Genomic DNA, 26,465 nt, shown 5'->3' with positions numbered 1-26,465 from the left:
AGTGTGCGATTTACGCGACCCATACCGGGCACACGTCGAACACGGCGATAAAGGACAAGACGCGTCTCAGGTGCTGTGAACGCCGGGACGTGACTCGAATTTCGGGAACGATCCGGCTTCAGTCGAGGTGGATCGCCGGCCGGAACGGCTTCGCGTGGCGGGCCTTCTCCGCCGGGTCGACGGGGTCACCGTCCTCGGCGTACACCTCGACGTCGGCGTCGAACTCCGCGGCGAGGAACGCGGCGGCGTCCTCGTAGACGGTCAGTTCGTCGACCGCGGCGAGCGTCTCGAGCGTGTCGTCGTCGCGCTCGCGGACGAACTCGACGAGGTCGCCGACGAGCTGGTTGACAGCGTCACCTTTCTCGCGCAGCTGTTCGTCCTGCATGACCGTGCCCATGACGGCGCCCTGGTTCGGCCCCTCCGCGACTACGGTTTCGAAGACGGTTCGCTTCCAGTCGGCGGCCGTGTAGACGCGGATCGTCTCGGGCTCGGCGTCGGTGACGTCGACGATGTCGCGGACGTCGTCGACCAGATCCTCGATCAGTCCCTCCTCGGCGATCACGGCCGGGTCGTCGAACTCGGGGACGGGTTCGGGCCACGGGACGTCCTCGGCGGGCTCGCCCGTCAGGCGCTCGTGGAGCTCGTTCGCCAAGAACGGGATAAAGGGCGCGAGCAGGCGCAGGCGCGTCTCGAGTGCCGTCCGGAGCGTCCACCGGGCGCCGGGGCGCTCGAGGTCCGTGCGCCGCCGGTACCACTTCAGATACTCTTCGAAACGGTAGAAGGCAGTCTGGCTCGCCGTGCGCGTCTCGAAGCGCTCCATCGCGTCGGTGGCTTCCCGCACCGTCCGCTGGAGGTGAGCGAGCAGCCAGCGGTCGATCCGCTCGAGGTCGCGCTCGCCGGCTTCGGCCTCGATGACCTCGAGCGACCGGTTCCAGAACCGCTCGAGCTGGTTGCGGGTCGCGCCGACCTCCTCGGCCCGCCAGTCGAAGTCCTGCCAGGGCTCGGAGCTGTTGAGCAGGAAAAAGCGGACGGTGTCCGCGCCGTACTCGGAGACGGCGTCGTTGGGCAACACGACGTGGCCCTTCGAGGAACTCATCTTCTCGCCCTCGAGCAAGCCCATCCCCATCACGGTGATGCCCTCGGGCCACTGCGCCTCCTCGAACAGCTCCGCGTGGTGATAGAGGAAGAAGGTGAGGTGGTTCGAGATCAGGTCGGGACCCGAACAGCGGAAGTCGAGGGGGTACCAGTACTCCCACTCCTCGCGCAGCTCGAGCGCCCGCTCGTCGGTCTCGGCGACCGCCTCGGGGCCGAAAAAGAGGGTGTCGAAGAACTCCGTCGTGAGCGCCTCGGCGGGGAGCTCCTCGAGTAAGTGGGCGACGGTGTAGTAGGACATGTAGATCGTCGAGTCGCTGAGGGGCTCGATGATGAACTCGTCGTCCCACGGCAGCGGCGTTCCCAGGCCGTAATTGCGGATGCAGGGCCACTCCTGCAGCCAGTCGACGGTGTGTTCGTACTGTTCGCGGGTGTTCTCGGGGATGGCATCGAGGCGCTCGATGGCCTTCCGGGTCTTCCCCTTCCACTCCTCGTCGTTGTACCGCAGGAACCACGTCTCCTGATTCGCGACGACGACCTTGCCGCCGGCCCGCGAGATCACGGGCTCGGGGAAGTCGTACATCGCGTCGAACGCGCCCTGGGACTGGAAGTGGGCCTTCAGGTCGTCGCGGACGTCCTCGACGACCTCGCCGCCGTACTCGCCGTACTCGTCGGAGAGCACGCCCTGGTGGAACTCGCGGTTGTAGACCTCCTGGGTGACCTCCTTCAGGCCGGAGTCGGTCGCCGAATCGATGCCCGCCGACTCGACGGCGTCTTTCGCAGGAATCTCGCCGTAGCTCTCGATCGAGAGGATCGGGATCGGTTCGATTGCCTCGACGTCGGCGGGATCGATGCCGTACTCGCGCAGGCGCGCTTCGTCCGCCGTCGCCTCCTGCAGCGCGAGGTAGTCGTCCGGGCTGTGTGCCGGCACCGACATGACGACGCCCGAACCGCTGTCGGGGTCGACGAAGTCCGCGGGGAGGACCAACACCTCGTCGCCCGTGACGGGGTTGGTCACCGACTCGCCGACGTACGCTTCGCCCGTCGTCTCGCGTTCGACCTCGACGTCGCGTTCTTGCAACTCGAGTTTCTCGACGGCCTCGACGGAGACGACCCAGCGCTCGCCGTCGACCGTCGCCTCGACGTAGTCGGCCGCGGGGTCGATATAGGCGTTCGTGACCCCACGGACGGTCTCCGGGCGCAGCGTGGCCATCGGGAACACCGTCCCGTCGCCCTCGAACTTCACCAGCGTGTACTCCTGGAACTCGACCTCCTCGCCCTCGAGTAAGTCGTGGGTCGTCACCGGATTCTCCTGCACCGTACAGTACTTGACCGGGTGCAGTCCCTTCTCGAGCAGGCCGCGCGCTCTGAGCGTCTCGTACTGCCAGGTAATAAAGCGCTGGTAGCGCTCGTCGTTCGTCGTGAACTCCCGGCGCCAGTCGATCGACAGGCCGAGCTCTTGCATCCCCTTCTTGTAGCTGCAGTCGGCCTCCTCGATGAAGTAGCGGGCGTAGCCCATCGGCGTCTCGAGGTCGGTCAGGTCCTCCTCGGGGACCTCGAACGCCGTCTGGAGGCTCTCGATCTGCTCTTCGTCGCCTTTCTTCAGCCGCTCGACGGCGCCGACGATCGGCGTGCCGGTGACGTGCCAGCCCAGCGGGAAGAGGACGTTGTCACCGCGCTGGCGGCGATAGCGGGCGTAGACGTCCGGTACGGTGTACGTTCGGGCGTGGCCGATGTGCATGCCGCCGCTCGGATACGGGTAGGCCACCGTCACGAACGTCGGGTCGTCTCGGCCGTCGGGGTCAGCCTCGTACTGTCCCGACTCGGCCCAGCGGGCGCGCCACTCGGCCTCGAGTTCCTGCGGGTCGTAGCTCATGCCCGCTCATTGTTCGGGACGGGGTAAAAGAACTACCACATCGACGCGGCGGCAGTCGTGAAACGTTCGATCGACGCGTCGTCGTCTCGACGAAAGGTCACCGCTCGAGCCTGTCAGGCCTCGAGTCGGGTGTTCCACCCCGAGCTACCGACCGACTCACGAGAGCAGGTCGTCGGCGATGATCTTCTTTTGGATCTCGCTCGTCCCCTCGAAGATGCGGGTGAGCCGGGCGTCCCGCCAGTAGCGCTCGACGTCGAACTCGGTGGTGTAGCCGTAGCCGCCGTGGATCTGGATCCCCTCGCTCGTCACCTCCTCGGCGATCTCGCTCGCGAACAGCTTCGCCATCGCTGCCTCCGCGCTCGCCCGTTCGCCCTCGTCGACCGCGTCGGCGACCAACAGCGTCAGCGCCCGGGCGGCCTCGACCTTGGTCGCCATCTCCGCCAGGGAAAAGCGGATCGCCTGGAAGTCCGAAATCGGCTGGTCGAACTGAACGCGTTCCTGGGCGTACGTCAGTGAGTCCTCGAGCGACGCCTGGGCCAGCCCGACGGCGCGGGCGGCCGTGTGGACCCGTCCCTCCTCGAAAAAGTCCATGATCTGGTAGAAGCCCTGGCCCTCCTCGCCGCCGACGAGTTTATCCGCGGGCACGCGAACGTCGTCGAAGTTGACCTCCCAGGTCTTCCAGCCGTGGTAGCCGATCTTGTCGATCGGACTCCCGCTAAGCCCCTCGCGGTCGAACGTGCCGGCCGGTTTCTCGACGATGAACCCCGAGATGCCCCGGTAGGCGGGCTCCGCGTCGGGGTCGGTGACGGCGTAGGTGAGGATGAAGTCCGATCCCTTCGCGTACGTACACCACATCTTCTGGCCGTTGAGGACGTACTCGTCCCCCTCGCGCTCGGCGCGCAGCCGCATGTTCGAAACGTCGCTGCCGGCGTCCGGTTCGCTGATAGCGATCGATTTCAACAGCTCGCCACGGGCCATCTTCGGCAGGTACGTCTCCTTTTGCTCCTCGGTCGCCCCCGCGAGACTCTGGCCGCGCGCGATGATACTGCCGACACTGAGCCAGCCGCGGGAGAGCTCCTCGGCGATCACCGCGTACGCCTTGAGGTCGAGCCCGAGCCCGCCGTACTCCTCGTCGATCAGGATGCCAAAAAAGCCCAGCTCGCCGAGCTGGTCGATCAGCTCGTCGGACATCGGCTCCTTGCGGTGGTCTCGCTCCCTGGCCTCGGGGACGACCTCGTTCTCGACGAATCGACGGGTCTCATCGCGGAACAACCGATGTTCGTCCGAGAGAACGACGTTGGAGAGATCGTTCATCAAGTGAGTGTCTACGACGAACGATCATTAATGTAACCCCCTCGACAGCCACTAAACCGGTCCACCTCCGTCCCGGTTCGCACGTTACGCCTTACAGCGAGCCCAGGTCTCCTCGAGCGTCGCGTCTGCCACGTCGAAGAATCGGCCGCAGTCGACGATGCCGGTCTCGGGATCGTGGTCGACGATTCCGGCGGTTGCGAGCCTCGGCAGGTGCTGGTGGCGAAGCGAGACGTGAACGCGCTCGCGCGAGGCGTCCGTCTCCACGCCACGCTCGAGGACGCGAGCGGCGAGGTCGGCTTCGGCGAGCGGCGACCGATCGCTCAGCACTTCGACCACGACACATCGGCGGGTGCTCGAGAGTGCGTCGAAGAGATCGACGACTCGTGGCGTCGATCGATCGGCCTCGTCGAAGTCGTCCGGCAGACCGAACTCGCTGCTCATCGTCCCTACTGATTGGTTCACATCTCGATAAGTTCTAGCCCTAAAATATTAGTAACTCATTAGTGTCATTTTCTGTGATAGAAGCTACCCGGATTCGTCGAACAGGGCATCGAAGAGTTTCCGCTCGGCGGCTCGAACGTGCTGGTGGAACGTTGGTGGGGCGATTCCGAGGGAGTCGGCGATGTCTTCGCCGGAGCTGTGTCGTGGCCACTCAAAAAAGCCCGCGTAGTAGGCCGTCTCGAGCGAGGCTCGCTGACGATCGGTCAGTTCCTCGGCCCAGGCCCGTCTGATCCCTCGCGACGAACTGCTCGTCGTCGATGCCTGCCGCCGGGCGATCGCCTCCGCGCCGGGGTAGACGTCCCGGATCGAGTCGATCACCTGGCGAACGTCGCTTCCCTGGGGGACGTGGGCCGTCATCCAGAGAGTGCCGTCGTCGATCGCCAGTCGACCTCGAGAGCCCCCGTACGGAGAAAGCGCCGACAGGAGCGGTGATTCGGACATCCGCAACTCGAACGTGACGTCGCCGAATCGGTCGGCGATCACCGTGGCGGTCTCCCAGTGAGGCCGACGATCGACCAGCTCCTCGAGCGTTCGCAAGCCGGCCTCGCTCGTCGTGCCGTAGACGAGATACTCGGAATCGCCGACGGAAACCGTTCGGTCGAAGTCGATCCGGTCACGGCAGTCGACGTCCATCGACTCGAAGAAGTCACGAACCAGGATCTCGAGTTCGATCACGTCGTCAGATAGCAACGCGCGCTTGCGCTCGACGGCGGCGATGGCGTGGCCGACGAGCTCGCCGAGCTGGCCGACGACGGTCCGTTCGTCCTTCGTGAACGCGTTCGGGCGGTCGGCGTAGACGCTCAGGACACCGTAGAGCGTCTCCTCGTGGACGATCGGGATCGCCGCCGCGGACTGGACGTCGTCCGCCTCGACTCGCTCCCGCCAGGGCTCGTACGGCGCCTCAGCGAGGACGTTCTGTGTCGTCTGTATCTCTCGATTCTGAACGGCCGTACTGGTTGGACCGGTATCACCGTCGGTGGGATCGAGCGGGATCGTCACGTCCTCGAGGAGGGACGTCGTGCCTGCCTGCGCCCGTGGTCGAACCGTGTCCGTCCCCCGGTCGACCGCTCCGATCCAGGCGAACAGGTACGAGTCCGAGTCGGCGAGCCGTTCACAGACGATCTGCTCGATCTGCTCGCGCGTCGATTGTTCGATGATCGCGTCGGTCGCCTCCCGGACGACGCCGTTGAGTTCGTTGAGCGCCGCGAGCTGTTCGCGCTGTCGCTCGAGTTGTCGTTCGCGTTCGACCCGGTCGCTGATGTCGCGGGCGACGCCGATCCGACCGCGGAGTTCACCGTCGTCGTCCGTGAGGACGGTGATGCGGCTCTCGGCGGGCACCAGCTCGCCGTCCGGCCGATGGACGAGCGCGTCGAGCGACGCGTGCGATCGCCCGTCGTCGGCCGCGAGTGCTTCGGCCAGCCGCCGCGCCTCGGCCGTCACCGCCTCGCCCGTGATCAGCGAGGCGTGTTCCCCGAGCAGCTCCTCCCGGCTGTAGCCGGTCAGCTCGACGTGGGCGTCGTTGACCATGACGAATCGGCCGTCCTCGTCGAGGACGAAGACGCCGTCTGAGATCGTCTCGACGATCGTCTCGTAGCGCTCGAGTTCGCGCTCACGTTCGCGGCGCTCCGTCACGTCCTCGATGACGAACACGACGCCGTCCGGTGTTCCGTCGGTATCGACGAGCGGGGCGCCGCTGGTCGAGAGCCAGACGCGGTCGCCGTCGGGCCGACGAACGCTACTGAGTTCGTCGAACACCGGCTCGCCGGACGCCATGATCCGTGAAAACGGACGGTTCTCAATCGGTTCGCCGTCGGCGTCACGCTCGTCCCACTCGGTACCGTCGTAGGCGAGGGCGTTCAGCTCGCGTTTCGTTCGACCGAAGATCTCCTCGGCGCGCTCGTTGGCGAATCTGAGGTTCCCCTCGGCGTCGACGACCGTGATCCCGACCGGGCTCGTCTCGACGATCTGTTCGGTCAGCTGTCGCTCCCGCCTGAGCGTCGTCTCCGTGCGCATCCGGTCGATGGCCGATCCCAGGACGCTCGCGACGCTCTGCACGAAGTTCACGTCGTCGTCGGTGAACTCGCGAGGATCGACGTCGTGGACTCCGAGGACGCCCCACTGTTCGCCGACCGCGCCGACGATCGCGCTGATCCCGCTCGAGACGTCGTGGTCGACGAGCAGGTCGGGGCTCGAAAAGCGCGTTTCGTGGTCGAAGTCGTCGACTGCGATCGGTTCCCCCGAGACGAGGGTGTAGCCGGCCTGGGAGCGCTCGTCGGTCGAGACCGTCGCCGAGCCGACGACGCCCTCGTCCCAGCCGACGCCGTGGCGGACGATCAGCTCCGGCGCGTCGGACTGGCGCTCGAGCACCTTGCAGTACGCCACGTCGAGAACGTCGGCGACGAGTCGGGTTGCCTCGGCCATGAGTTCGTCGAGGTCGTCGGTCTCGAGGGCCCGTCGGCCGAGCGTCGCCACGGCTCGTTGCTGACGGGTTCGACACTCGAGTTCACGTTTGCGCTCTCTGCGTTCGGTGACGTCCCGAAAGTACACGGAAAGACCGGTTTCGGAGGGATAGACGTTCGCTTCGACCCAGGCGTCCGCGGTGGCGGAGTACTCCTCGTACGTGATCGGTGTGCCGGTCTCCATCGCCCGTTCGAACCGCGCTCTCCGCTCTGGATTCGGATACTCCGTCCAGAGCTGTTTCCCGAGGAGATCGTCGGCAGATCGATCGAGAAACGCCTCGGCGTATTCGTTGAGGTAGGTGAACCGCCACTCGTCGTCGAGCGCGTAGAACCCGTCCGTGATCCGCTCGAAGACGTCCTCGAGTTCGCTCCGGAGGTCGTCGCGTTGGCGCTCGAGTCGGTCCGCCTGCGTTTTCAGCTGCGTGACGTCGGTCGCGGTGGAGACGACGTACTCGGGGTCGCCGTCCTCGCCGGCGATCGGCGTCGCGTTCACCGAGAGCCACCGCGTCCCCCCGTCTCGAGACTGAAGCTGGAGATCCCGGCCAGCGACCGGTTCACCCGTCTCGAACACCCGATTGACCGGTCGCTCTTCGAACGAGAGGCGCTCGTCGTCGGCGTCGAACATCGGCCGGTCACCGACGGTGTACGCCGCGACGTCCTCGTCGTCCTCGAGATCGAGAAACGCCGCTGCGCGCTCGTTCAGCCGTTCGATCGAGCCGTCGGGCTCGAAGACGGCGATTCCGACCGGACTCGCGGCGAGGACGCGCTCGAGCAGTTCGCGTTCGTGCTCGAGTGCGTCCTCGGTCTGCAGTCGAGCGATGAGCCCGCCGAGGCCCGAGCCGACCGAGACGACGGTTTCGACCAGATGGTCGTCGACCGGCAGTCGCTCGGCCGTCGCGAACACCAACACGGCGAAGACGTGTCCGTCGGCGACGACGGGCGCGCCGAACGCGGTGTCGAGACCGACCGCCTCGGCGAGGTCGGACCGGACGAAGTCGTCGCCACTCGAGACGTCTGCGAGCCACTCCGGATCGCCCGACGCCCAGACTCGACCCGGCAGTCCCTCGCCGCGAGCGAAAGTCGTCCCCGACGAGTGCTCGCCGAATCGACGGAACTCGGCAGACCCACAGTGGGCAACCGTCGCCCGTTCGATCCGGTCGGCGTCGCTCATCGGGAGCCACGCCTCGCCGTACTCCCAGCCGATCCGTTCACAGACGGTCCGAAGAACGGACTCGAGGCCGTCAGAGAGCGACGTCGCAGCGGCGATCCGACGGCTCGCTGCGTGCTGAATTCGGTGCCCGTCGACGGGCTCGAGTCGGTCACGACTCGCCACGACGGTGGCGATCGCTCCCCGGAACTCCCCGTCCGACTCGAGGCCGGCGAACCGCCACGTCGTCGGCACCGTTTCGCCACCCGCGGTTCGAAGCGACCACTCGACCGTGACGACGTCCCGACCTGGCTCCCGGAGGCGCGAGCGGACCACCCCGAATCCGTCGGCCGTCGGTCCGTGCAGCACGCTCGAGAGCGGAGCACCCCGGAGTTCGCCGCGATCGTAGCCGCTGAGTTCGACAAACGCGTCGGCGACGTCGACGAGCCGGCCGTCCGCGTCGACCTCGAGCACCGCCTCATCGACGGCGTTCCGAAGCGCCAGGTACCGACGGCGTGCCGGATCCGCCGGGGCAGAAGACGCGTCGCCAGCTGGACGGTCGTTCATATCCCGCCTCAGTAAGCCGAGCGACATAAAAGTCGTGGGGCGATAGCACACTACGTGCGTACAACTGACAGTCCTCAGAGCGAACGTGTCGACGAGCGTCGACGGCGCAGTCACCGCCGAGAACGGGTTCCGAGCCGATCGAGCGGACTCGTCTGCGATCGGGTGGACCGTCGGGCCGGTCGACGGTGATCGCTCGGACGGGGAGCGATCACCGGTCCCGAATCACAACAGTCCGTCAGAGGGACCAGTGGAGTTGCGTACCGCCGATCGCTGACCCCGCCGCTAGCGATCGGCGGTAAATAGTTCCAACAGTCCCTCTCAGTCGATGTCGATCTGCTTCGACTCCTCGCCTTCGGACTCCTTCGGGAGCGTCACGGTCAGCACGCCGTTGTTGTACGACGCCGTCACGTTCTCCTCGTCGACGGGTTCGGGCAGGCGGATCCGGCGACTCGCCGACCGCTGGCTGCGCTCTCGACGGAGGTACTGGCCTTCCTCGTGTGCGGTACGTTCCTCGTGACTGGCCTCGAGCCGAAGCGTCCCCTCCGACAGGGTCAGTTCGATGTCGTCGGTCTCATAGCCCGGCAAGTCCGCCGTCACGACGTACTCGTCGTGAGCGTCCGCGACGTCGACGGCCACGTCGCCCGGAACGGGGAGCCCGCCTCCCCGGGTCATTCCTTCTTCGACCTGGCTGCTCAGGCGATCGAGCATCTCCTCGAGTTCTTCGAAGGGGTTTCGCCGCATACGCTACCGGTACGCGCTCGAGTGAGATAAATTCTGCCCAGCCCGGGAGGACAGATCCGGGACGGTTACTCCTCGTCTTCGGGTTCCGCTTCGTCCTCGTCGTCGGTCGCCTCGAGGGCGTTCTCCGGTAAGTCGTCGATGTCGTAGCCAGGGATTGCCATACAGCAATGCATGTTCCAAGGTAGCATATAGCTATGGAGCTACAGGGAGAGCGATAGTACTCGTTGAAGTGAGTACTATAGTAACCGTTGAAAGTCATTGCACACCCGGTCACGACCGTTGGCGGGCAGCCTCGCCAACGAGGCCGAGGCTGCCCGTTCGGCTGTGGACGGGTGTAAATCGTTTCAACGAGTGCTATAGAGGGCAACAGAAGCCGAAATCGAAGCGCCCCGTCGGCAGCCCCGCACAATCGACGATCGGGAAAGGTCAAACGACCGTTTCAGCTTGGGGTGACGTGATATGTTCGGACCCGAATGTCTCTGGTACCGATGACGACGAACCGGCGCGACGTCCTCGCGCTCGCAGGAATTACGATGGCAGCCCTCGGAGGTTGTACGATGACCGACACCGACGACACGGATTCGGAACCGTCGCCGGAGCCGAGCGGTGGAGACGCACCGATCGACGGTCAGCTCCTCTCGGCCGACGTCGATCGAGCCGCTCCCGCCGTCTCCGACGACGCACTCGAGGCGCTCGTCGACGGGGTCAACACGTTCTCCCTCGCGTTGCTCGGCGAACTCGCCGACGACGAGGAGACGAACCACTTCGCGTCGCCGTACAGCGTCTCGCTCGCGCTGGCGATGGCGTGGGCGGGGGCCCGCGGCGAGACCGAGACGGCGATGGCCGACACGCTCGCGTTCCCTCACGACCAGCAACAGCTTCACGAGACGTTCAACGCCCTCTCCCAGTCGCTCGAGGAGGACACACCGGCCGACGGAGATGACGAGGACGAGGACGCCACCGAGTTCACCCTCCGCATCGCGAACGCGATCTGGGGGCAGGCCGACTACCCGTTCGGCGACGCGTTCCTCGAGACGCTCGCGCGCAACTACGGTGCCGGGCTGCGAACCCTCGACTTCGAAGCCGCACCCGAGCCTGCCCGGGCGGAGATCAACGACTGGGTGGCCGAGGAAACCGAGGACAAGATCGAGGAGTTGCTCCCCGAGGGCTCGGTCCACGGGGACACGAAACTCGTGTTGACCAACGCCATCTACTTCCTCGCGAACTGGGCGAACCAGTTCGACGAGGACGAGACCGAGGACGGACCGTTCACCGCCCTCGACGGGAGCGAGTCCACCGTCCCGATGATGCACCAGCATCTCCGGACGCGCTACGCCGCCGTCGACGGCCACCAGGTGCTCGAGTTACCCTACGAGGGCGACGCGACGATGGTCGTCTTCCTCCCCGCCGCGGGTGAGTTCGAAGCCTTCCGCGACTCACTCGACGTCGATCGGCTCGACGAATTACTCGAGGCGACGGCCGACGCGAGCGGCGACCTCGCACTCCCCCGGTTCGAGTTCGAGTCCTCGTTCAGCGTCCGCGACGCGCTGGCCGCACTCGGTATGGAGGTCGCGTTCACCAACCAGGCGGACTTTACGGGAATGCTCGAGTCGGACGAGTCGGCCCCCTCGCTCATGATCGAGGACGTCTACCACGACGCCTACGTCGCCGTCGACGAGGAAGGAACGGAGGCCGCCGCGGCGACCGGCGTGACCATGGTGCCGACGAGCGCACCCGCCGAAACGTTCGACGTAACCGTCGACCGGCCGTTCCTCTTCGCGATCCGTGACGACGAGACGGGGAGCCTGCTCTTTCTCGGCCAGGTCGTCGACGCCGGCGAGGCCCAGTAGCGAACCGTCGAGGCGGACGTCGACCGACGGGGGCTGCCGATGCTGGCTCCGGCCGCCGTTCGCCGGAGCCCGAGCGATTATGGCCGCGTGAGCGAAACGACCCTCGACATGGAGACGTTCGCCCCCGCAGCCGTCGACACCGACGTGAACAGTCGCGTAATCAAGTCGCTCGTGAGCCCCCGGCCGATCGCCTGGGTCAGTACCGTGAGCCCCGACGGCGTCGACAACCTCGCGCCGTTCAGCGCGTACAACTACGTCAGCTCGAGTCACCCGCTGCTGATGGTCAGCACGGGCGTCCGCGAGGACGACGATGGGGACGAGGAGCTGAAGGATACGGCGCGAAACGCCGTCGACACCGGCGAGTTCGCCGTCAACGTCGTCACCGAGGACGTCGCCGAGGCGATGGACCGGACGGCCGCCGCGCTCGAGCCCGAGGAGAGTGAGTTCGACGCGTTCGACCTCGAGCGGGCGCCGTGTCGCGAAATCGCGGCCCCACGGGTCGCCGACGCCATCGCCACGATGGAGTGCTCGCTGTTCGAGACGATGCGCGTCAAAGACCGGCTGGTGCTGTTCGGCGAGGTCGAGTGCGTCCACCTCGCAGACGAGCTCCTCACCGACGGCGAGATCGACGCGACGACGTTCGAGACAGTGGGGCGACTCGGCGGGCCGTACTACACGGTGGGCGAGCACGCCGACCTCGAGCGACGCTGACCGATCACTGGGCCGTCGGCGTCACGTCGTCGCCGACGGCCAGCTTCACCTGGAGCGCCGCGCTGGCGGCGAGCCCCCGGGCGACCTCGTCGCGATCGTCTGCGTCGATGAGTTCGTCGCGATCGTCCTCGAGTGCGGGGGTGAAGCCGGCGCTGACCGGATGGCCGATCGGCGGCTGAACGGCGACGGTCACCTGCGGCCCCGCGATCCCCGTCGAGATCTCGGCGTCGACGACGTACTCGTCGGGTAAGAGCTCGCGGGTACGGGCGGCGATCCGGGAGACGTCCCGCCGAAGCGTCCGGCGCTGCTCGCCGGAGAGCTCCGGCACGTCAGTCGCTGCCCGGTGACCCGCTTGCGTCACACCCGGTAGCCCCGCGTAGGGCGTGTTCCCGTTCATAAGAATTCGTTACCGTTCGTACCCGGCCAGGTCGTAAAAATGATTCGGCTCGAGAAGCGCTACCACAGACCAAAGGAGGCTACAGAATCGGATCGCTCTCGCCGTACACAGCCAGCACGACCGACGTGGTGTACGTGCCCGATTCGGCTTCGCTCGACTCGACGCGGACGCTCGGCTCACCCAGCTCCCAGTCCCGGAGTTCGCTCCCGGCAGCGAGTCCCTCGAGGACCCGGTTCTCGACGTCGGCCGCGTCGATCTCCCCCGACGCCTCGTAGAACAGCCCCGGCCCGTCGTCGACCGACTCGACCCAGCCCAGCGCCGCGGCGACGCTGCTCGGGCCGGCGGCCGTTGCCCGCGCTTCGACGACCGTCAGCCGTTCGCCGGCGGGCCCGAGGTCGGGAGCGGTGCCGACGGCCTCGACGTCGACGCCGGCGGGGATCACCGACGAGACGGCGACGAGGTTGTAGTTCTCGACGCCCGCGTCGGCGAGGGCGGCGTCGTAGGAGGACATCTTCGTCGGGGCCGAGGCCGACCCCCAGACGATTCGGATCGTGCTCATGGCCGTCCGTCGGGGACCGCCGGCGTAAGGCCTTGCGATTCTCGACCGTCACTCGAGCCAGTCGGGGCTCCACCTGGCGATCCGCCGCCGGGCGAGTGCGTAGGCGATCGAGACTGCAACGCCGACGACGACGAGCGCCTCGAGCCAGCCGTGACCGTCGACGACGACGAACGCGGGGACGGCCAGCGCGACCGCCAGCGCGGCGTCCTCGGGCGCGCCGTCGTAGCGGATCCACCGCCGGGGACGCACCCACCGCCGGCGCCAGTGGTCGTAGACGGCGCGCTCGGTGGGGTTCGTCCACGGATCCATCTCGAGGCCGCCGCCGAAAGCGTCGCTCGCCGCGTGGAGCCAGGCGGCGACGGCGACCGCCGCAAGCGCGACGGTGACGCTCGAGGGGACGAGAGCGGCGACGCCGACCGCGGGGACAGCACCAAGGAGCCCGTAGACAGGAAAGTGCAGCGTTCGGCGGTGCTCGAGGACGAGGTCGAAGTCGGGGGCGATCCCGCCGAGGAGCGCGCCGACGGCGAGGGGGACAGCGAGCTCGGGAACGGCGTAGGCGACCGGGGCGACGACGGCGAGTCCAGCGAACGCGTGCGTCGTCGCCATCATGTCGTGGCCACCTACGGGCTGGGAGGAGAAAACGGTACGCGAACCGGTCGCATCAGTATCACAGATTTTCGCCCTGGTACGATCCGTCGTACACCGTCTCGTGGTCGGCCTCGGTCAGCACGAGCTGGGCGATCCGCGCGCCGCGCTCGAGTTCGACGTCGTGGTGGACCTGGAGCAGTCCCTCGCCGCGGCCCTCGTAGCCAGCGTCCCACACCGCCGTGTTCAGCATACAGGAGTTGCGCAGCAGCGACGACCGCGGGTAGAGAAAGCCGACGTGACCCTCGGGGATGTGGATGCGCTCGCCGTAGCGGACGACGTAGGCGCCGGGCGGCAGGTAGTAGGTCGTCGGCACCTTCTGGTCGAGCTCCTCGAGCGGGCGGGCGATCCGGTCGCCGATCTCCTTGCCGTCCCGGCCGATGCGGCCGGGCTCGCGCTGTTCGAAGACGACGTCGAGCGTGAGGTCGACGCCGTTGGGCTGGACCTGTTCGTCGGCGATCGGCGAGACGTGGTCGGCGACGAAGGCTCCAGATCGGTACATGTCCCCGTGCGCGCACGGCGGGAGAATAAACGTGTCGCGTTGGAGCCGGTCAATCGGCCGTGCGGTCCACCCGCGAGGGATCCACCGAGCCGCTCTGCTGGACGACGTTCAGGGCGGTCATGACGTCGGTCCGGGAGACGAGCCCGACCAGGTCACCGTTGTCGCGTGCGTAAGTGCCGAACGCCTGATCGTCCCGATCGACGACCAGCAGCCGGCCGATCCGTTCCCGTTGCATCCGCTCTAAGGCGTCCATCGCGTCCGCGTTGGGACCGATCGTCTCGAGATCGGTCGTCATCACGTCCTCGACCCGGTAGGCGTCGCGTTCGATGGGATCGACCTCGCGGGCGTCCTCGAGGGTCACGAGCCCGATGAGATGACCGTTCTCGAGGACGGGATAGCCCGTGTGACGTTCGCTGAACATCCGGTGGATGAGTTCCTCGACGGTCGTCTCGGGAGCGACGGTGTGAAGGTCGGGCGACCGCGTCATGATGTCGTCGACGGTGATTCCCTCGAAGGCGGCTTTCATCACGACCTGCTGGGCCTCACTCGAGGCGGCGATGTAGACGAAGAAGGCGACGCCGATGAGGATTATGTTGAGCCCGACCAGGCCGAACAGGCCCATGGCGATGGCGAACAGTTTGCCGACGCTCGCGGCCTGCTGTGTCGCCCGTGCGTAGGGTCGGTTGCGAGCGAGCAGTGCCCGGAGGACGCGCCCGCCGTCCATCGGGAACGCGGGAAGCATGTTGAACACCGCGAGCGCGACGTTGAGGACGGCGAGGTAGCCGAGGACGAACAGCACGCCGTCGAGGGTCGCCGCGGCGACGAGGTCGCCGAGCACCGGCGGAGCCAGCAGAAACAGCCCGTAGGAGACGACGCCGACGAGAACGCTGACGATCGGCCCGGCGATGGCGATGTTCAGTTCCTGGCGCCAGTCCTCGGGCATCTCCGAGAGGGCGGCGATCCCGCCGAACAGCCAGAGCGTGATCGAATCGATCGGGTAGCCATACCGCTGGGCCGTGATCGAGTGGCCGAGTTCGTGCAGCAAGACGCCGACGAACAGCCCGATCGCGGCGGTCAGTCCGAGCACCCACGGCGTCAGACCACCGGTGATGGCGTCGGCGGCGATGTCGGCTTCCCAGAGCAGATTGAGGATGTCGACGACCGGCTCGATCTGGGCGCCGATGAGATACGCAAACAGCGGAAGAACGAGCAGAAACGTCAGATCGAGCTTGATCGGGATGTCGAACAGTGACCCGATCTGGAAACTCTTCATACTGAGCGATAGTGGCGGAATCGTCTTAAACGCGCTGCCGACATCGGTCTTCCCTCGACGCTCTTCGGTCGTCTATAGTACTCGTTGAAACGAGTTACACCCGGCCACAGCCGAACGGTCAGCCTCAACCTCGTCGAAGAGGCTGACCGCCGATGGTCGTGACCGAGTGTGCAATGACGTTCAACGGTTACTATAGCGGAATACGTTGACGGCGACGTAATCGACGAGGCCACGGATCGGTGCGCCGGTCCGGTTCAGTCGCTTCTTTCCCTGGTTTCCGCAGTAGTTTCCGTCGAAGCTGGAAGGCTCTGAGACGCTGTGTGAGTTTATCCCTCGAGATGCCTCGATGTGGCTCTCGCAGGTATTGACGTGGACGTCTTCATCGGCAGGGCGACAGATAAGCGGCATCAAGAATCTCCTGCAGAAGAGCAGATATTAAATCCTGGCGAGGCCTGAACTTTTATGATAAGAGCAAAAATCTAATATATGAGCGTATCCCTGCGATATGGTTAGAGAATATGATCGGCGTTCCAGAGATATTGGTGATATTGTTAACAATATTGGCACACCTTGTGTTCATATTCATTGGAGTGTGGCTCTACGATCAGATCTTCGGCCGCAGATCGTCTGGAAAATCGTAAATCCTCAGCAACTACATCTCCTGTTCATTTCGTCGTACTGTAATGTGCCTATCTATGAAAGTCAATACCTGCCCTGATAGTTGATGACAACCATATAGCGTCAGAATTATAGAGAAGAGCGAGGTATCACCGGCAACGGAACCCGGTGCGGACGATGCCATTGGGGTAACCGCCGACCGATGTCGTCCTCGCGACGCCATTTCCCTCCTGAGAGCGACGCAGCTCCACCCAAGAAATTATATAATCACATTATAATAATCTAGCTATACCCTAGTCCATAGGGGCTAGACTTATATCTCTGAACGGAGTTCGTGTGAATACGATGATAGAATCCCAGCCCCAGCTCACCGAAACACAGCTCGAGCCGATTCCCGACGAGATCGTCTCGCCGCAGGCGAAGCTCGTCTACCTCTACCTCGAGGCGGCCGACGAGGCGACGGTCGACGACTTGAACGAGATCCTCGCGATGAAGAAGATCGACGTCCTGAGCGTGCTGAACTGCCTCTCGAGCAAGGGGCTGGTCGAGATCGACGGCGAGCGCGTCGAACTGCGCTGATTCTGTCGGAGCCGAGTGGTCGTTCGGTGTCGAGCGACGCCGCCGGTCGCGACGGCGGGTAGAACCGGTCACCCTCGAGGTCGCCGACGGAGAGATCGACGACGCCAGGGCGTCCACCGACGGTTCGAAGGCTTTATCCGCGCGGTAAGCTTCGTTCCGGATAAGTAACCATGGCCGACAAACCCGCCTCCATGTACCGGGAGATCAGTAAACCGGCCTACACGCGCCGTGAGTACATCACTGGCATCCCGGGTTCGAAGATCGCACAGCACAAGATGGGAGACATCAACGCTGACCCCGACGACTACCCCGTCCAGGTCAGTCTCGTCCTCGAGGAGGAGTGCCAGATCCGCCACGGCAGCCTCGAGGCCTCCCGCCTCTCGGCGAACCGCCACATGCTCAAGAGCGCCGGCGAGGGCAACTACAAGATGATCCTCCGAAAGTTCCCCCACCACGTCATCCGCGAGAACAAGCAGGCGACGGGTGCGGGTGCCGACCGTGTCTCCGACGGGATGCGCCAGTCGTTCGGGAAGATCGTCGGGACGGCCGCTCGCATCCAGCGGGGCGACCGCCTCTTCACCATCTGGTGTGACGTCGACGACGCCGACTTCGCGAAGGACGCACTCCGACGCGCCTACAACAAGATCTCGCCGCCGTGCCGGGTCGTCGTCGAGAAGGGCGAAGAAGAGCTGATCGCGTAACGCCTCGCTGCGTTCTTCTCCGTCGAATTGCCGTCGACAGCAGAGCGGCCGGTTCGACCCAGCAGACCGACCGGTACTGGTGTTGGGATCCCCACCGATCGAACGGACGGCGAGAGCCACTCGAGCGCACTCGTCGACCCTGCCGGCTCGTGCAGCTTTTTCCTCCCGGACGCACAGTCTCGGGTATGATCGACCTCGCCGTCGTCAACCGCAAGGAGACGTTCGAGCGGATGCGCGAGCCGCTGGCGGACCGGGGAATTCGCTGTCACCACGTCCCCGTCCGGGAGCGGACGATTCCGCTCGGTTCGGACGCCCCGTGGTCGCCCGACGACTTCGACGTCGGCTTCGTCTACCCCGGGCGGCTGATGGAAGGCGGCGTCGCCGACGCCCTCCTCTGCGTGCCGTGGCTCAACGACCGCGACGCCGTGGTCACCTCGCGGAACAAAGCCGGCGTCCTCGCCCGCCTCGAGCGCGCTGGATTCTCAGTCCCCGAGTCGGTGTTCGTCTCGAGCCCCGTCGACGAGGCCGACCTCCGGGCGGTGTTCGAGCGGTTCGAACCGCCGGTCGTCGTCAAGCCCAACTCGACGACCCGAGGGGTCGGCGTGGCGAAGGCTCACGACCTCGATTCGTTTCTCGGGATCTGTGACTACCTCTCGCTCGTCCACGACTACCGTGCGACCGGTGATAAGTCGTTTCTCGTCCAGGAGTACCTCCCCGGAGCCGTCGACTACCGGGTGATGACCCTCGAGGGTGAGTACGTCGGCGCGGTCGAACGGCGACTCCCCGACGACGCCCGCGAGCGCGGTCAATGGAAACACAATGTCCACCGGGGCGCGGCGGCCTCGGGGATCGACCTCCCCGCGCCGTGGCGGGAGCTCGCCGAATCCGTGGCCAGCGAACTCGAGATTCCGTTCCTCGGCGTCGATCTACTCGTCACGGATGACCGGGTGGTCGTCTCCGAGACGAACGCTCGGCCGACGATCGACGCGGCGACGAAGTACGAGCCGGACTTTTACGATCGACTCACGGCGGCGATACGCGCGGCTCGGTCGGAGACGGGAGACAGCAGCTGAGACGCCGACCGAACGTTACTCGAGGGTGATGTCCGAAGACTCCTCGGCGGGGTCGAAGACGATCTCGAGGACGCCGTTGTTGTAGGTGGCGGTCGCGGTGTGTTCGTTCACCCGGCGAGGGAGGGTGATGCGTTCGTCGTACTCGCGGTGGTCGCTCCGGGCCGAGATCGTGAGCGTCTCGCCATCGCACTCGAGGTCGATGTTCTGCTTTTCGACGCCGGGGAGGTCGGCGACGACGCGAATCGCCTCGTCGGTCTCGTGGACGTCGACGTGGGTGTCCATCCCGAAGCCGGTGTCGACGTTCGCCTGTGACTCGAAGTTCACGTTCGCGCCGCTCATCATCTCGTTCATCATCCGCTCGATCTCGCGAAAGAGGTCGTCGAAGGGATCGTCGCGGTCGTCTCGGCGCATGGACGGACGTAGTAGGCGACGTAGCAAAAACCTTCTGTCGGTGCTAGTTGTTGAACTCGAGCGACTAGAACCCGACGCCGAGCGTTTCGTCGGTCGTCGCCATGCTCTCGTCGGCGTCGGCGAGGCCGGTCACGGCACGGATCGCGTCGACGTTCTCGGGTACGACGTCGGACTCCTGGTGGATGCCCTGGAAGAAGTAGAGATCGCGGCCGACGGTGGAGATCGACTCCTCCCAGATGCAGTTCTCCCAGAGGTCGCCGCGCGGCCGACCCGCGTCTAAGGCGTACTCCTTGAGCTTCCCGCTGCCGTCGATGGCCATCCGTTCGGGGATGAGGAACAGTCGGTTCTCCCCGGCGAACAGCTCGCGGACGTCGGCGGCGTCGACGTCCGTCTCGAGCGTGACGTTGACGCTGTGCATGTGCATCATCGTCGCGGGCACCTTCATCCCGAGGGTGTCGATCTCGAGGTCGGGGAAGATGGTGTTCACGTCGGGGCCGTGGTGGGAGGGGAGGGTGACGGGGTTCGGCAAGATGTCGTTGATCGGGCCGCGGGAGGTCTGGCCGGGGTCGCCGCCGCGTCGGACCAGCGTCGCCCGGACCTTCTCGATGCCGTAGGCCTCCTCGAGCGGCGCGACGATCCGCGAGAGCCCGGTCGTGTTACACGAGACGACGCGGACGTGATCGGCGTCGGCCGCGTCCGCGTAGTTCGCGCGAGCGTTGAAGCTCACTTCCGCCAGGTCCTTGGCCTCGCCGCCCTGGTAGAGCGCGGGGGTGTCGTAGGCCTCGTACAGCTCCTTGTTCTGGGCGCCGACCCCCGAGGGCGTGGCGTCGACGACGACGTCCGCCTCGTCGATCAGGTCCTCGACCGGGCCGGCGATCTCGAGGCCGGCCTCCCCGAACTGGTCGGCGCGCTCTTCGATCGCCGCGTAGAGGGGGTACTCTTTCGCGATGGCCTGTTCGGCCTCGAAGTTCGGCCGCGTCTTCGCGACCCCGAGCACCTCCATGTCCGGCTGGGCGCGGACGGCGTCCGCGACGCGTTTCCCGATCGTGCCGTACCCGTTGATGGCGACCTGTAGCATGTACTGAGGAGTCCTGTACCGAGGCGGATAACCGTTTCGAGGCTTCTCGAGCGATTCGTACTCGGGTGAGAGTTGTGTTTGAACCGCACCACCGGGGTCCCGCCACAGATCGACGCCGACCAGCACCTGCGACCCGAAACACGTAGTACCGGCCCGAAAGAGACCGACACATGGACGAACAGATGGAGGGGGTATGCGTCACCGCCTGCGAGCGGTGTCCAGCACTCGTCGAGTCGCGAAGCCGGATCGTCAACGGGACCGGCCCCGAGGACGCCGACGTCCTGTTCGTCGGCGAAGGGCCGGGCGCCCAAGAGGACAGCGAGGGCGAACCGTTCGTCGGCCGGAGCGGATCGGTGCTCGACGACGGCCTCAGGCAGGTAGGCCTCGCCCGTGCGGACATTCGGATCACCAACTGCGTCCGCTGTCGCCCGCCCGAGAACCGCGACCCCACGAAGACCGAACTCGCACACTGCCGGGAGTACCTCGAGCGCGAGATCGAGCTGGTCGACCCCGAGGTGATCGTCACCCTCGGCAAGGTACCGACGGAACACTTACTCGAGCGCTCAGCGGCGGTGACCAAGGAGGCGGGCACGCTCGAGGAGATCCGGATCGGGGAGACGCCTCGCCGAGTGCTGATCTGCGTCCACCCGGCGGCGACGCTGTACGACCGCAGCCAGTCGGAAACGTTCGAGGCGGCGCTCGAGCGGGCAGCCGACCTCGCGGGCGTGGACTCGGGGAGCGGGCAGACGCGACTCGACGGCTTCTGAACTAGTTCCGAAACCGATCCAGGAGACTCGAGTTCGTGTCGGCGTTCACGTCCGAGTTCGCGGAGTCGTCCTCAGAGCCGAGCCGGCGCCGGATCCAGGTGCGCGGGCCGCCGATCCGGCGGACGAGGTACGACGGGAAAAAGAGGGCGACGACGCCGAGGGCGAAGAATCCGACGCCGCCGATCGTCTGACCTGTCCGGATGAACTCGAAGCCGACGATGAACATCGGCCCCGCCATCGACAGCCCCACGGCGATCTCGAGCATCTGCAGGATTCCCGGACCTCGCATTCGGGAGGAGCTAGCGGCTGGCCGTGCTTAATCGCAGCGGTTGCCACGCAGCGAACGACGACGTCGCCTCGCTCGTCGCCCGCAAATTCGGTCACCAAGGGCAACGCACTTGCCCACCCGCTTCCCAGCCTCACGCATGAGCACGAGCACGTCCGCCCCCGAGGAGACGCTGGCCGAGGTCGTCGTCGTCGACTACGGCCTCGGGAACCTCCGCAGCGTCACGCGGGGACTCGAGCGCGCCGGCGCCGCCGTGACGATCACCGACGACCCCGACGCCTTCGCGGCGGCCGACGGGGTCGTCCTCCCCGGCGTGGGGGCCTTTCGAGAGGGCATCGAGAACGCCGATCCGATCCGCGAGGACCTGCTCGCGGTCGCCGAGCGCGGCCAGCCGCTGTTTGGCATCTGTCTCGGGATGCAGATGTTGCTCACGACGAGTGAGGAAGGCGACACCGAGGGCGAGTCGGCCGTCACCGGCCTCGACCTGATTCCGGGGACCAACGCCCGGTTCGCCGAGGGGCAGAAGGTGCCGCACATGGGCTGGAACGAGTTGTCCGTCGAGCGCGACCACCCGCTCGTCGAGGGAGTCGACGGGCAGTACGCCTACTTCGTCCACTCCTACTACGCCGTCCCCGACGACGAGGAAGCGACCGTCGCGACGACCGAGTACGGCCTCGAGTTCCCCTCGATCGTCGCGGACGAAGCGGGCAACGTCTTCGGCACCCAGTTCCACCCCGAGAAGAGCGGTGAGACGGGGCTGCAGATCTTACGGAACTTCGTCGATCTCTGTGCGGAGTGAGTCGGTTTCGAGCGTTGGGCCAACGTTCTTGACCGCTCGAGCCCTGTTTCTTCTATGCGTTCCCGTCCAGCACCCCCAGGACCGAACGGCGCACCTGTCGTGGGCGTGCTCCCTCGGTACGCCCGCGACCCCTTCGCCTTTCTGACGGCCGTCCGTCGCTCCTACGGCGACGTCGCGGCGTTCGACCTCGGGCCGATCCGGACGCACCTGCTGACCTCACCGGACGCGGTCGAGCGGGTGCTCGTGACCGACGAAGACGCGTTCTCGAAACCCCGATTTCAGACGGATGCCCTCGAGGAACTCCTCGGCGACGGGTTGCTGTTAAGCGAGGGCCAGCAGTGGCGCGAGCGCCGGGACCTCGCCGGGCCGGCGTTCGCCCCCGACCGAATCGCCCGACTGGGACCCGTGATGGCCGACCGGGCGACCGCGATGGTCGACCGGTGGGAGCCCGGCGAGGTCCGGAACGTCGAGTGGGAGTTTACCCGGACTACCCTCGAGATCATCGTCGAGGCGATGTTCGGGGTCGACCTCTCTCCCGGCACGGCGAAACTGGTGGGACACCTGCTCGAGCCCATCGGCGCGCGGTTCGAGCCCGACCCGCGACGGGCGCTGGTGCCCGACTGGCTGCCGACGCCCGAGAACCGCCGATTCGAGCGGTCGATCCGGCGACTCGAGGAGGTCGTCGACGACCTCGTCACAGCGCGCAAGCGCCAGGGAATCGACGCGGACGACGCGGATCTGCTGGCCCGACTGCTGTGGGCGCAGGAGGCCGGCGCGATCGACGAGCAGGGCATCCGCGACGAGCTGTTGACGATGCTGCTGGCCGGCCACGACACGACGGCGCTGGCGCTCACGTACACGTTCGCGCTGCTCTCTGACCATCCGGACGTCGAGGCACGCGTCCACGCGGAAGTCGACGACGTGCTCGCGGGCGAGGCGCCGACGGCGGCCGACGTCCGCCGGCTGACCGAACTGCGAAACGTCGTCCGGGAGTCCCTGCGGCTCTATCCACCCGTGTACGCGATGTTCCGGGCGGTCGACCGGGACGTCGAGCTGGCGGGCTACGAGATCCCCGCCGGCTCGTTCGTCCTGCTCTCCCAGTGGGCCACCCACCGCGACCCGCGCTACTTCGACGACCCCGAGGCGTTCGACCCCGACCGGTGGAACGCGCCGACTCACCCCACGTACGCCTACTTCCCGTTCGGGGCCGGCCCGCGCAGCTGTATCGGGAAGGGCTTCGCCACTCTCGAGGCCGCGATCCTCGCGTCGGTCGTCGCCCAGGAGTACCGACTCCGGCGGGTCGACGACGGCCCGATCGAACTGCGCGGATCGCTGACGGCCCACCCGAAAGGCGGAATGGAGATGCGCCTCGAGCGGCGGACGGACGGGCCAACCGCCGGCTGATCGGGTGGACTCGATCCGCACCGGTGATCGGCGGGTTTCGATCCGCACAGGTTCAAGAGCTGCGACGACGAACGACTGCCATGCGACTGTTCGTCAGCGTCGACCTCCCCGACGATCTCGTCGAGGCACTCACCGACGTGCAGGCGGCGTTCGCCGACGCGAGCGGGTTGAACTTCACCGACCCCGAGCAGGCCCACATCACCGTGAAGTTCCTCGGCGACGTCGACGAGGATCGCGTTCCCGACCTGTGTACCGAACTCGAGGCCGCGGTCGCCGACGCGGGCGTCGAACCGTTTCCGGCCCGCTTCGGCGGCCTGGGCGTCTTCCCGAGCCTCGAGTACATCAGCGTGGTCTGGCTCGGCCTCGAGGACGGTGGCGAGGAGCTGACGCGGCTGCACGAGGCCGTCGAGGAACGGACGACGGCGATGGGATTCGACCCCGAGCGTCACGACTTCACCCCGCACGTCACCCTCGCGCGGATGGAACACGCCGGCGGGAAGGAGCTGGTCCAGGAACTCGTGGCCGAGCGCGATCCGACGGTCGGTGAGACGACCGTCGAGGAGCTTCGGCTCACCGAGAGTACGCTCACCGCCGAGGGACCAGTCTACTCGACCGTCGAGTCGTTCCCGCTCGAGTGAACTCCCGCGCGACCGAACGCGTATCCGGCCGGCCCCAGGCTGATCGATTAGCCGCCCCTAACGAACGAGACGGCCCGGTCGAACGATTCGCGTTCACTTCTCGAATGCCAAGGCTGAAGTTTAGACTAGCTCTAAAACGTGTATGGGCGACGACGCCGAGCGCACTCGGTTCGCTCGAGCGGCGTGGGCGAACGTGCTGGGAAACGCAGCGAAGATCGTCGTGGAGGGAGCCGTCGGCCTCGCCTTCGGCAGCGTGGCGCTGCTCGCCGACGCCGCTCACTCCGTTGCCGACCTGATCGCGAGCGTCGTCGTGCTGATCTGGGGCGATACCCGCTTCAAGGACCCCGATGCGAACCACCCCCACGGCCACGCCCGAATCGAGCCGCTGACGGCACTGTTCGTCGGGGCAGTGATCGTCCTCCTGGGAACCAACCTGCTGTACGAATCGATCCACGGACTGGCGTTCGGCGTCGACGCGGTGTTCAGTCCCCTCCTGCTCGGCGCGCTGGCGTTCGCGATGGGCAGCATGTACGCCGTCTACTGGTACACCGCGACCGTCAACGAGACGATCGGGTCGACGGCGCTGTCGGCGCTCGCCGCGGACTGTCTCAACGACATCTACACGTCCATCGCCGCGACCGTCGGCGTCGTCGGCCTGTTCCTGGGGTACCCGATGCTCGACCCCATCGCCGGTGGGCTGGTGAGCGTCCTGGTCATCTACCAGGGGGTGAGCATCGCGCGAGAGAACCTCGTGTACGTCGTCGGTGCGGCGCCACCCGACGACCAGCGGGACGCGGTCCGTCGACGACTGCTCGCCCACCCCGACGTCGAGGGCGTCCACGACCTCGTCGTCTACTACGACGGGCCCGTCCTCGAGGTCGAAGTCCACGCCGAGGTCGACGGCGAGCTCACGCTCCTTGAGGCCCACGACCTCGAGACGGAGTTACTCGAGTCGCTTCGCGAGGTCGAAGACGTCGGCGACGCCCACGTCCACCTCGACCCGTCCGGCATCGGCGAGTGGAAAGACGCCGAGGAGGGCCGCGACCCGCGACGCGACCGATGATCGCGCACATCCGGAATCACTTTGGGGACGCCATACCGAGTACATCGTAATGGAAGTGTTCGGATCGAGTGGGACGCGGGGTGTCGCCAACGAGGAGGTGACGCCGGCGTTCGTCCTGCGCGTGGCGAAAGCCGCGGGGACGGTCTGGGGGTTCGACCGGGTCGCCGTCGCCCGGGACACGCGACTGACGGGACGGATGCTCGCCGACGCGGCCGCCAGCGGGCTGGCGAGCGTGGGGGTCGACGTCGATCGGGTCGGCGTCGTCCCGACGCCGGGGGTGCAAGCGTACGCCGAGCGCGAGGGGATCCCGGCGATAATGATCACGGCCTCGCACAACCCGCCGAAGTACAACGGCGTCAAACTGATCGGCGAGGACGGGGTCGAACTCGCCGTCGCCGACCTCGAGCGAGTCGAATCGACGTTACTCGAGGAGGTGTTCGCGACCGTCCCGTGGAGCGAGATCGGCCGGATGCGCGAGGTCGACGGCGTCGGACGGGCGTACGTCGAGGAGGTGCTCGCCGCCGTCGACCGCGACCGTATCGCCGACGCCGAGTTGACCGTCGCGCTCGACCCCGGCCACGGGGCGGGCTCGTTGACCAGTCCGGAGATCTTCCGGGAACTGGGCTGTCGCGTCGTCACCGTCAACGGACAGGCCGACGGCCACTTCCCCGGTCGCGATCCGGAACCGATCCCGGATAACCTCGGCGACCTCGGCCGGCTCGTCAGCGCGGCCGGCGCCGACGTCGGCATCGCCCACGACGGCGACGCGGACCGGGCGATCTTCTTCGACGAATCCGGCGCCTACGTCGAGGGTGACGCCACCCTCGCTGCCCTCGCCGCCGCTACACTCGAGGCCGGCGACGTCACCGTCTCGGCCGTCAACGTCTCCCAGCGGCTCGTCGACGTCGCGAACGACGTGGGTGCCGACCTCGAACTCACCCCCATCGGCTCGACGAACATCATCACCCGCATCCGCGACCTCGAGGCCGACGGTCGTCGGGTGCCGATCGCGGGCGAGGGCAACGGCGGCATCTTCTTCCCCGACTACCGGCTCTCCCGAGACGGCGCCTACACGGCCGCCAAATTCCTCGAGCTGATCGCAGACCGACCCGTCAGCGAGGTCGTTGCCCCGTACGGGGGCTACGTCAACGATCGACGGAACGTCGCCTACGAGTCGACGGCCGAGCGCGAGGCAATGCTCGAGGCGGTGGCGACCTTCGCCCGCGAGGCCGACGCCGAGTTGAACACCCGAGACGGCTACCGCCTCGACTACGGCGACGCCTGGGTGCTCGCCCGCCCCTCGGGCACCGAGCCACTCGTGCGCGTCTACGCCGAGGCCCGTGAGGAAGGGCGGGCACGCGACCTCGCGGAGGGAATGTACGACGCCCTGCTCGAGGCGAAAGCCGACGCCTGA

Annotated in this window: 24 protein-coding genes and 1 pseudogene; 11 read left to right on the top strand and 14 right to left on the bottom strand. The window is 66.5% G+C overall.

Annotation, left to right across the window (positions count from 1 at the left end; all coding sequences use genetic code 11):
• Positions 1-118: 118 nt before the first annotated feature.
• The 5 genes from leuS to NMQ09_RS02230 form a co-directional block, all read right to left on the bottom strand.
• Positions 119-2,968 carry a leucine--tRNA ligase gene (leuS, locus tag NMQ09_RS02250; RefSeq protein WP_255192831.1) on the bottom strand — a complete coding sequence of 950 codons (2,850 nt, stop codon included), beginning with the start codon at positions 2,966-2,968 and terminating at the stop codon, positions 119-121.
• A 156-nt stretch (positions 2,969-3,124) separates the two neighbouring features.
• On the bottom strand, positions 3,125-4,282 hold the full coding sequence (locus tag NMQ09_RS02245) for an acyl-CoA dehydrogenase family protein (protein ID WP_255192830.1): 1,158 nt from the start codon (positions 4,280-4,282) through the stop codon (positions 3,125-3,127).
• Positions 4,283-4,366: 84 nt separating this feature from the next.
• Positions 4,367-4,723: a DUF7344 domain-containing protein gene (locus NMQ09_RS02240; protein ID WP_255192829.1), complete on the bottom strand. Its 357-nt coding sequence runs from the start codon at positions 4,721-4,723 to the stop codon at positions 4,367-4,369.
• 84 nt (positions 4,724-4,807) lie between these two features.
• Complete coding sequence (locus tag NMQ09_RS02235; protein ID WP_255192828.1) at positions 4,808-8,956, bottom strand: PAS domain S-box protein; 4,149 nt, start codon at positions 8,954-8,956, stop codon at positions 4,808-4,810.
• 318 nt (positions 8,957-9,274) lie between these two features.
• Positions 9,275-9,697, bottom strand: coding sequence for an Hsp20/alpha crystallin family protein (locus NMQ09_RS02230; RefSeq protein WP_255192827.1), 423 nt, complete (start codon positions 9,695-9,697; stop codon positions 9,275-9,277).
• Between the two features lie 488 nt (positions 9,698-10,185).
• Between NMQ09_RS02230 and NMQ09_RS02225 the strand changes: the two genes are divergently transcribed.
• Both NMQ09_RS02225 and NMQ09_RS02220 read left to right on the top strand, forming a co-directional pair.
• On the top strand, positions 10,186-11,547 hold the full coding sequence (locus NMQ09_RS02225; protein WP_255192826.1) for a serpin family protein: 1,362 nt from the start codon (positions 10,186-10,188) through the stop codon (positions 11,545-11,547).
• A gap of 108 nt (positions 11,548-11,655) precedes the next feature.
• Positions 11,656-12,258 carry a flavin reductase family protein gene (locus NMQ09_RS02220; protein ID WP_255192825.1) on the top strand — a complete coding sequence of 201 codons (603 nt, stop codon included), beginning with the start codon at positions 11,656-11,658 and terminating at the stop codon, positions 12,256-12,258.
• A 4-nt stretch (positions 12,259-12,262) separates the two neighbouring features.
• Here NMQ09_RS02220 and NMQ09_RS02215 read toward each other — a convergent pair whose 3' ends face one another.
• The 6 genes and pseudogenes from NMQ09_RS02215 to NMQ09_RS02190 all read right to left on the bottom strand — a co-directional run.
• Positions 12,263-12,655 (bottom strand): DUF5811 family protein, encoded by a 393-nt coding sequence (locus NMQ09_RS02215; RefSeq protein ID WP_255192824.1) that lies wholly within the window; start codon positions 12,653-12,655, stop codon positions 12,263-12,265.
• A 79-nt stretch (positions 12,656-12,734) separates the two neighbouring features.
• Positions 12,735-13,214: a pyruvoyl-dependent arginine decarboxylase gene (locus NMQ09_RS02210; protein ID WP_255192823.1), complete on the bottom strand. Its 480-nt coding sequence runs from the start codon at positions 13,212-13,214 to the stop codon at positions 12,735-12,737.
• 48 nt (positions 13,215-13,262) lie between these two features.
• Complete coding sequence (locus NMQ09_RS02205; RefSeq protein WP_255192822.1) at positions 13,263-13,823, bottom strand: metal-dependent hydrolase; 561 nt, start codon at positions 13,821-13,823, stop codon at positions 13,263-13,265.
• A 58-nt stretch (positions 13,824-13,881) separates the two neighbouring features.
• Complete coding sequence (locus NMQ09_RS02200) at positions 13,882-14,361, bottom strand: deoxyuridine 5'-triphosphate nucleotidohydrolase (protein ID WP_255192821.1); 480 nt, start codon at positions 14,359-14,361, stop codon at positions 13,882-13,884.
• A gap of 49 nt (positions 14,362-14,410) precedes the next feature.
• Entirely contained in the window at positions 14,411-15,634 is a 1,224-nt protein-coding gene (locus NMQ09_RS02195) for a CBS domain-containing protein (RefSeq protein WP_255192820.1), read from the bottom strand.
• 190 nt (positions 15,635-15,824) lie between these two features.
• A pseudogene (locus NMQ09_RS02190) lies at positions 15,825-16,021 on the bottom strand (hypothetical protein); the annotation flags it as partial.
• A gap of 576 nt (positions 16,022-16,597) precedes the next feature.
• Between NMQ09_RS02190 and NMQ09_RS02185 the strand changes: the two are divergent.
• The 3 genes from NMQ09_RS02185 (at position 16,598) to NMQ09_RS02175 (ending at position 18,605) form a co-directional block, all read left to right on the top strand.
• On the top strand, positions 16,598-16,831 hold the full coding sequence (locus tag NMQ09_RS02185; RefSeq protein ID WP_255192819.1) for a MarR family transcriptional regulator: 234 nt from the start codon (positions 16,598-16,600) through the stop codon (positions 16,829-16,831).
• A gap of 170 nt (positions 16,832-17,001) precedes the next feature.
• Positions 17,002-17,532: a 50S ribosomal protein L16 gene (locus NMQ09_RS02180; protein ID WP_255192818.1), complete on the top strand. Its 531-nt coding sequence runs from the start codon at positions 17,002-17,004 to the stop codon at positions 17,530-17,532.
• Between the two features lie 185 nt (positions 17,533-17,717).
• On the top strand, positions 17,718-18,605 hold the full coding sequence (locus NMQ09_RS02175; protein ID WP_255192817.1) for an ATP-grasp domain-containing protein: 888 nt from the start codon (positions 17,718-17,720) through the stop codon (positions 18,603-18,605).
• Positions 18,606-18,620: 15 nt separating this feature from the next.
• On the opposite strand, the gene NMQ09_RS02170 is transcribed toward NMQ09_RS02175, so the two are convergent.
• Together NMQ09_RS02170 and NMQ09_RS02165 are read right to left on the bottom strand one after the other, a co-directional pair.
• Positions 18,621-19,016, bottom strand: coding sequence for an Hsp20/alpha crystallin family protein (locus tag NMQ09_RS02170; protein WP_255192816.1), 396 nt, complete (start codon positions 19,014-19,016; stop codon positions 18,621-18,623).
• A gap of 64 nt (positions 19,017-19,080) precedes the next feature.
• Positions 19,081-20,094: a type II glyceraldehyde-3-phosphate dehydrogenase gene (locus NMQ09_RS02165; RefSeq protein ID WP_255192815.1), complete on the bottom strand. Its 1,014-nt coding sequence runs from the start codon at positions 20,092-20,094 to the stop codon at positions 19,081-19,083.
• A 170-nt stretch (positions 20,095-20,264) separates the two neighbouring features.
• Here NMQ09_RS02165 and NMQ09_RS02160 point away from each other — a divergent pair, with 170 nt between their 5' ends.
• The gene (locus NMQ09_RS02160) at positions 20,265-20,861 is read left to right on the top strand and encodes a uracil-DNA glycosylase (RefSeq protein WP_255192814.1); all 597 of its coding nucleotides are present in this window, start codon (positions 20,265-20,267) and stop codon (positions 20,859-20,861) included.
• A gap of 1 nt (position 20,862) precedes the next feature.
• Here NMQ09_RS02160 and NMQ09_RS02155 read toward each other — a convergent pair whose 3' ends face one another.
• Entirely contained in the window at positions 20,863-21,150 is a 288-nt protein-coding gene (locus tag NMQ09_RS02155) for a hypothetical protein (protein ID WP_255192813.1), read from the bottom strand.
• A gap of 136 nt (positions 21,151-21,286) precedes the next feature.
• Here NMQ09_RS02155 and hisH point away from each other — a divergent pair, with 136 nt between their 5' ends.
• From hisH to glmM, 5 genes are all read left to right on the top strand, one after another.
• Positions 21,287-21,946: an imidazole glycerol phosphate synthase subunit HisH gene (gene hisH / locus NMQ09_RS02150; RefSeq protein WP_255192812.1), complete on the top strand. Its 660-nt coding sequence runs from the start codon at positions 21,287-21,289 to the stop codon at positions 21,944-21,946.
• Between the two features lie 54 nt (positions 21,947-22,000).
• Complete coding sequence (locus NMQ09_RS02145; protein ID WP_255192811.1) at positions 22,001-23,350, top strand: cytochrome P450; 1,350 nt, start codon at positions 22,001-22,003, stop codon at positions 23,348-23,350.
• 80 nt (positions 23,351-23,430) lie between these two features.
• On the top strand, positions 23,431-23,988 hold the full coding sequence (gene thpR, locus NMQ09_RS02140; protein WP_255192810.1) for an RNA 2',3'-cyclic phosphodiesterase: 558 nt from the start codon (positions 23,431-23,433) through the stop codon (positions 23,986-23,988).
• Between the two features lie 142 nt (positions 23,989-24,130).
• On the top strand, positions 24,131-25,051 hold the full coding sequence (locus NMQ09_RS02135) for a cation diffusion facilitator family transporter (RefSeq protein ID WP_255192809.1): 921 nt from the start codon (positions 24,131-24,133) through the stop codon (positions 25,049-25,051).
• 49 nt (positions 25,052-25,100) lie between these two features.
• Positions 25,101-26,465 (top strand): phosphoglucosamine mutase, encoded by a 1,365-nt coding sequence (gene glmM, locus NMQ09_RS02130; RefSeq protein ID WP_255192808.1) that lies wholly within the window; start codon positions 25,101-25,103, stop codon positions 26,463-26,465.

Source organism: Natronobeatus ordinarius (assembly GCF_024362485.1).
In the GTDB taxonomy this organism is placed as follows: Archaea; Halobacteriota; Halobacteria; order Halobacteriales; family Natrialbaceae; genus Natronobeatus; species Natronobeatus ordinarius.
Note: the sequence above shows the minus strand (reverse complement) of the source record. Positions and strands in the feature narration are given on the sequence as shown.

What these genes read in the sequence shown, in the direction of transcription:
- NMQ09_RS02215 (WP_255192824.1), bottom strand. Translation starts at nt 12,655, where the DNA reads ATGAACGGGAACACGCCCTACGCGGGGCTACCGGGTGTGACGCAAGCG.
- NMQ09_RS02135 (WP_255192809.1), top strand. Translation starts at nt 24,131, where the DNA reads ATGGGCGACGACGCCGAGCGCACTCGGTTCGCTCGAGCGGCGTGGGCG.
- NMQ09_RS02160 (WP_255192814.1), top strand. Translation starts at nt 20,265, where the DNA reads ATGGACGAACAGATGGAGGGGGTATGCGTCACCGCCTGCGAGCGGTGT.
- NMQ09_RS02185 (WP_255192819.1), top strand. Translation starts at nt 16,598, where the DNA reads ATGATAGAATCCCAGCCCCAGCTCACCGAAACACAGCTCGAGCCGATT.
- hisH (WP_255192812.1), top strand. Translation starts at nt 21,287, where the DNA reads ATGAGCACGAGCACGTCCGCCCCCGAGGAGACGCTGGCCGAGGTCGTC.
- NMQ09_RS02180 (WP_255192818.1), top strand. Translation starts at nt 17,002, where the DNA reads ATGGCCGACAAACCCGCCTCCATGTACCGGGAGATCAGTAAACCGGCC.
- NMQ09_RS02195 (WP_255192820.1), bottom strand. Translation starts at nt 15,634, where the DNA reads ATGAAGAGTTTCCAGATCGGGTCACTGTTCGACATCCCGATCAAGCTC.
- NMQ09_RS02245 (WP_255192830.1), bottom strand. Translation starts at nt 4,282, where the DNA reads ATGAACGATCTCTCCAACGTCGTTCTCTCGGACGAACATCGGTTGTTC.
- NMQ09_RS02220 (WP_255192825.1), top strand. Translation starts at nt 11,656, where the DNA reads ATGGAGACGTTCGCCCCCGCAGCCGTCGACACCGACGTGAACAGTCGC.
- NMQ09_RS02165 (WP_255192815.1), bottom strand. Translation starts at nt 20,094, where the DNA reads ATGCTACAGGTCGCCATCAACGGGTACGGCACGATCGGGAAACGCGTC.
- NMQ09_RS02230 (WP_255192827.1), bottom strand. Translation starts at nt 9,697, where the DNA reads ATGCGGCGAAACCCCTTCGAAGAACTCGAGGAGATGCTCGATCGCCTG.
- NMQ09_RS02200 (WP_255192821.1), bottom strand. Translation starts at nt 14,361, where the DNA reads ATGTACCGATCTGGAGCCTTCGTCGCCGACCACGTCTCGCCGATCGCC.
- thpR (WP_255192810.1), top strand. Translation starts at nt 23,431, where the DNA reads ATGCGACTGTTCGTCAGCGTCGACCTCCCCGACGATCTCGTCGAGGCA.
- glmM (WP_255192808.1), top strand. Translation starts at nt 25,101, where the DNA reads ATGGAAGTGTTCGGATCGAGTGGGACGCGGGGTGTCGCCAACGAGGAG.
- NMQ09_RS02155 (WP_255192813.1), bottom strand. Translation starts at nt 21,150, where the DNA reads ATGCGAGGTCCGGGAATCCTGCAGATGCTCGAGATCGCCGTGGGGCTG.
- NMQ09_RS02240 (WP_255192829.1), bottom strand. Translation starts at nt 4,723, where the DNA reads ATGAGCAGCGAGTTCGGTCTGCCGGACGACTTCGACGAGGCCGATCGA.
- NMQ09_RS02235 (WP_255192828.1), bottom strand. Translation starts at nt 8,956, where the DNA reads ATGAACGACCGTCCAGCTGGCGACGCGTCTTCTGCCCCGGCGGATCCG.
- leuS (WP_255192831.1), bottom strand. Translation starts at nt 2,968, where the DNA reads ATGAGCTACGACCCGCAGGAACTCGAGGCCGAGTGGCGCGCCCGCTGG.
- NMQ09_RS02175 (WP_255192817.1), top strand. Translation starts at nt 17,718, where the DNA reads ATGATCGACCTCGCCGTCGTCAACCGCAAGGAGACGTTCGAGCGGATG.
- NMQ09_RS02225 (WP_255192826.1), top strand. Translation starts at nt 10,186, where the DNA reads ATGACGACGAACCGGCGCGACGTCCTCGCGCTCGCAGGAATTACGATG.
- NMQ09_RS02145 (WP_255192811.1), top strand. Translation starts at nt 22,001, where the DNA reads ATGCGTTCCCGTCCAGCACCCCCAGGACCGAACGGCGCACCTGTCGTG.
- NMQ09_RS02170 (WP_255192816.1), bottom strand. Translation starts at nt 19,016, where the DNA reads ATGCGCCGAGACGACCGCGACGATCCCTTCGACGACCTCTTTCGCGAG.
- NMQ09_RS02210 (WP_255192823.1), bottom strand. Translation starts at nt 13,214, where the DNA reads ATGAGCACGATCCGAATCGTCTGGGGGTCGGCCTCGGCCCCGACGAAG.
- NMQ09_RS02205 (WP_255192822.1), bottom strand. Translation starts at nt 13,823, where the DNA reads ATGATGGCGACGACGCACGCGTTCGCTGGACTCGCCGTCGTCGCCCCG.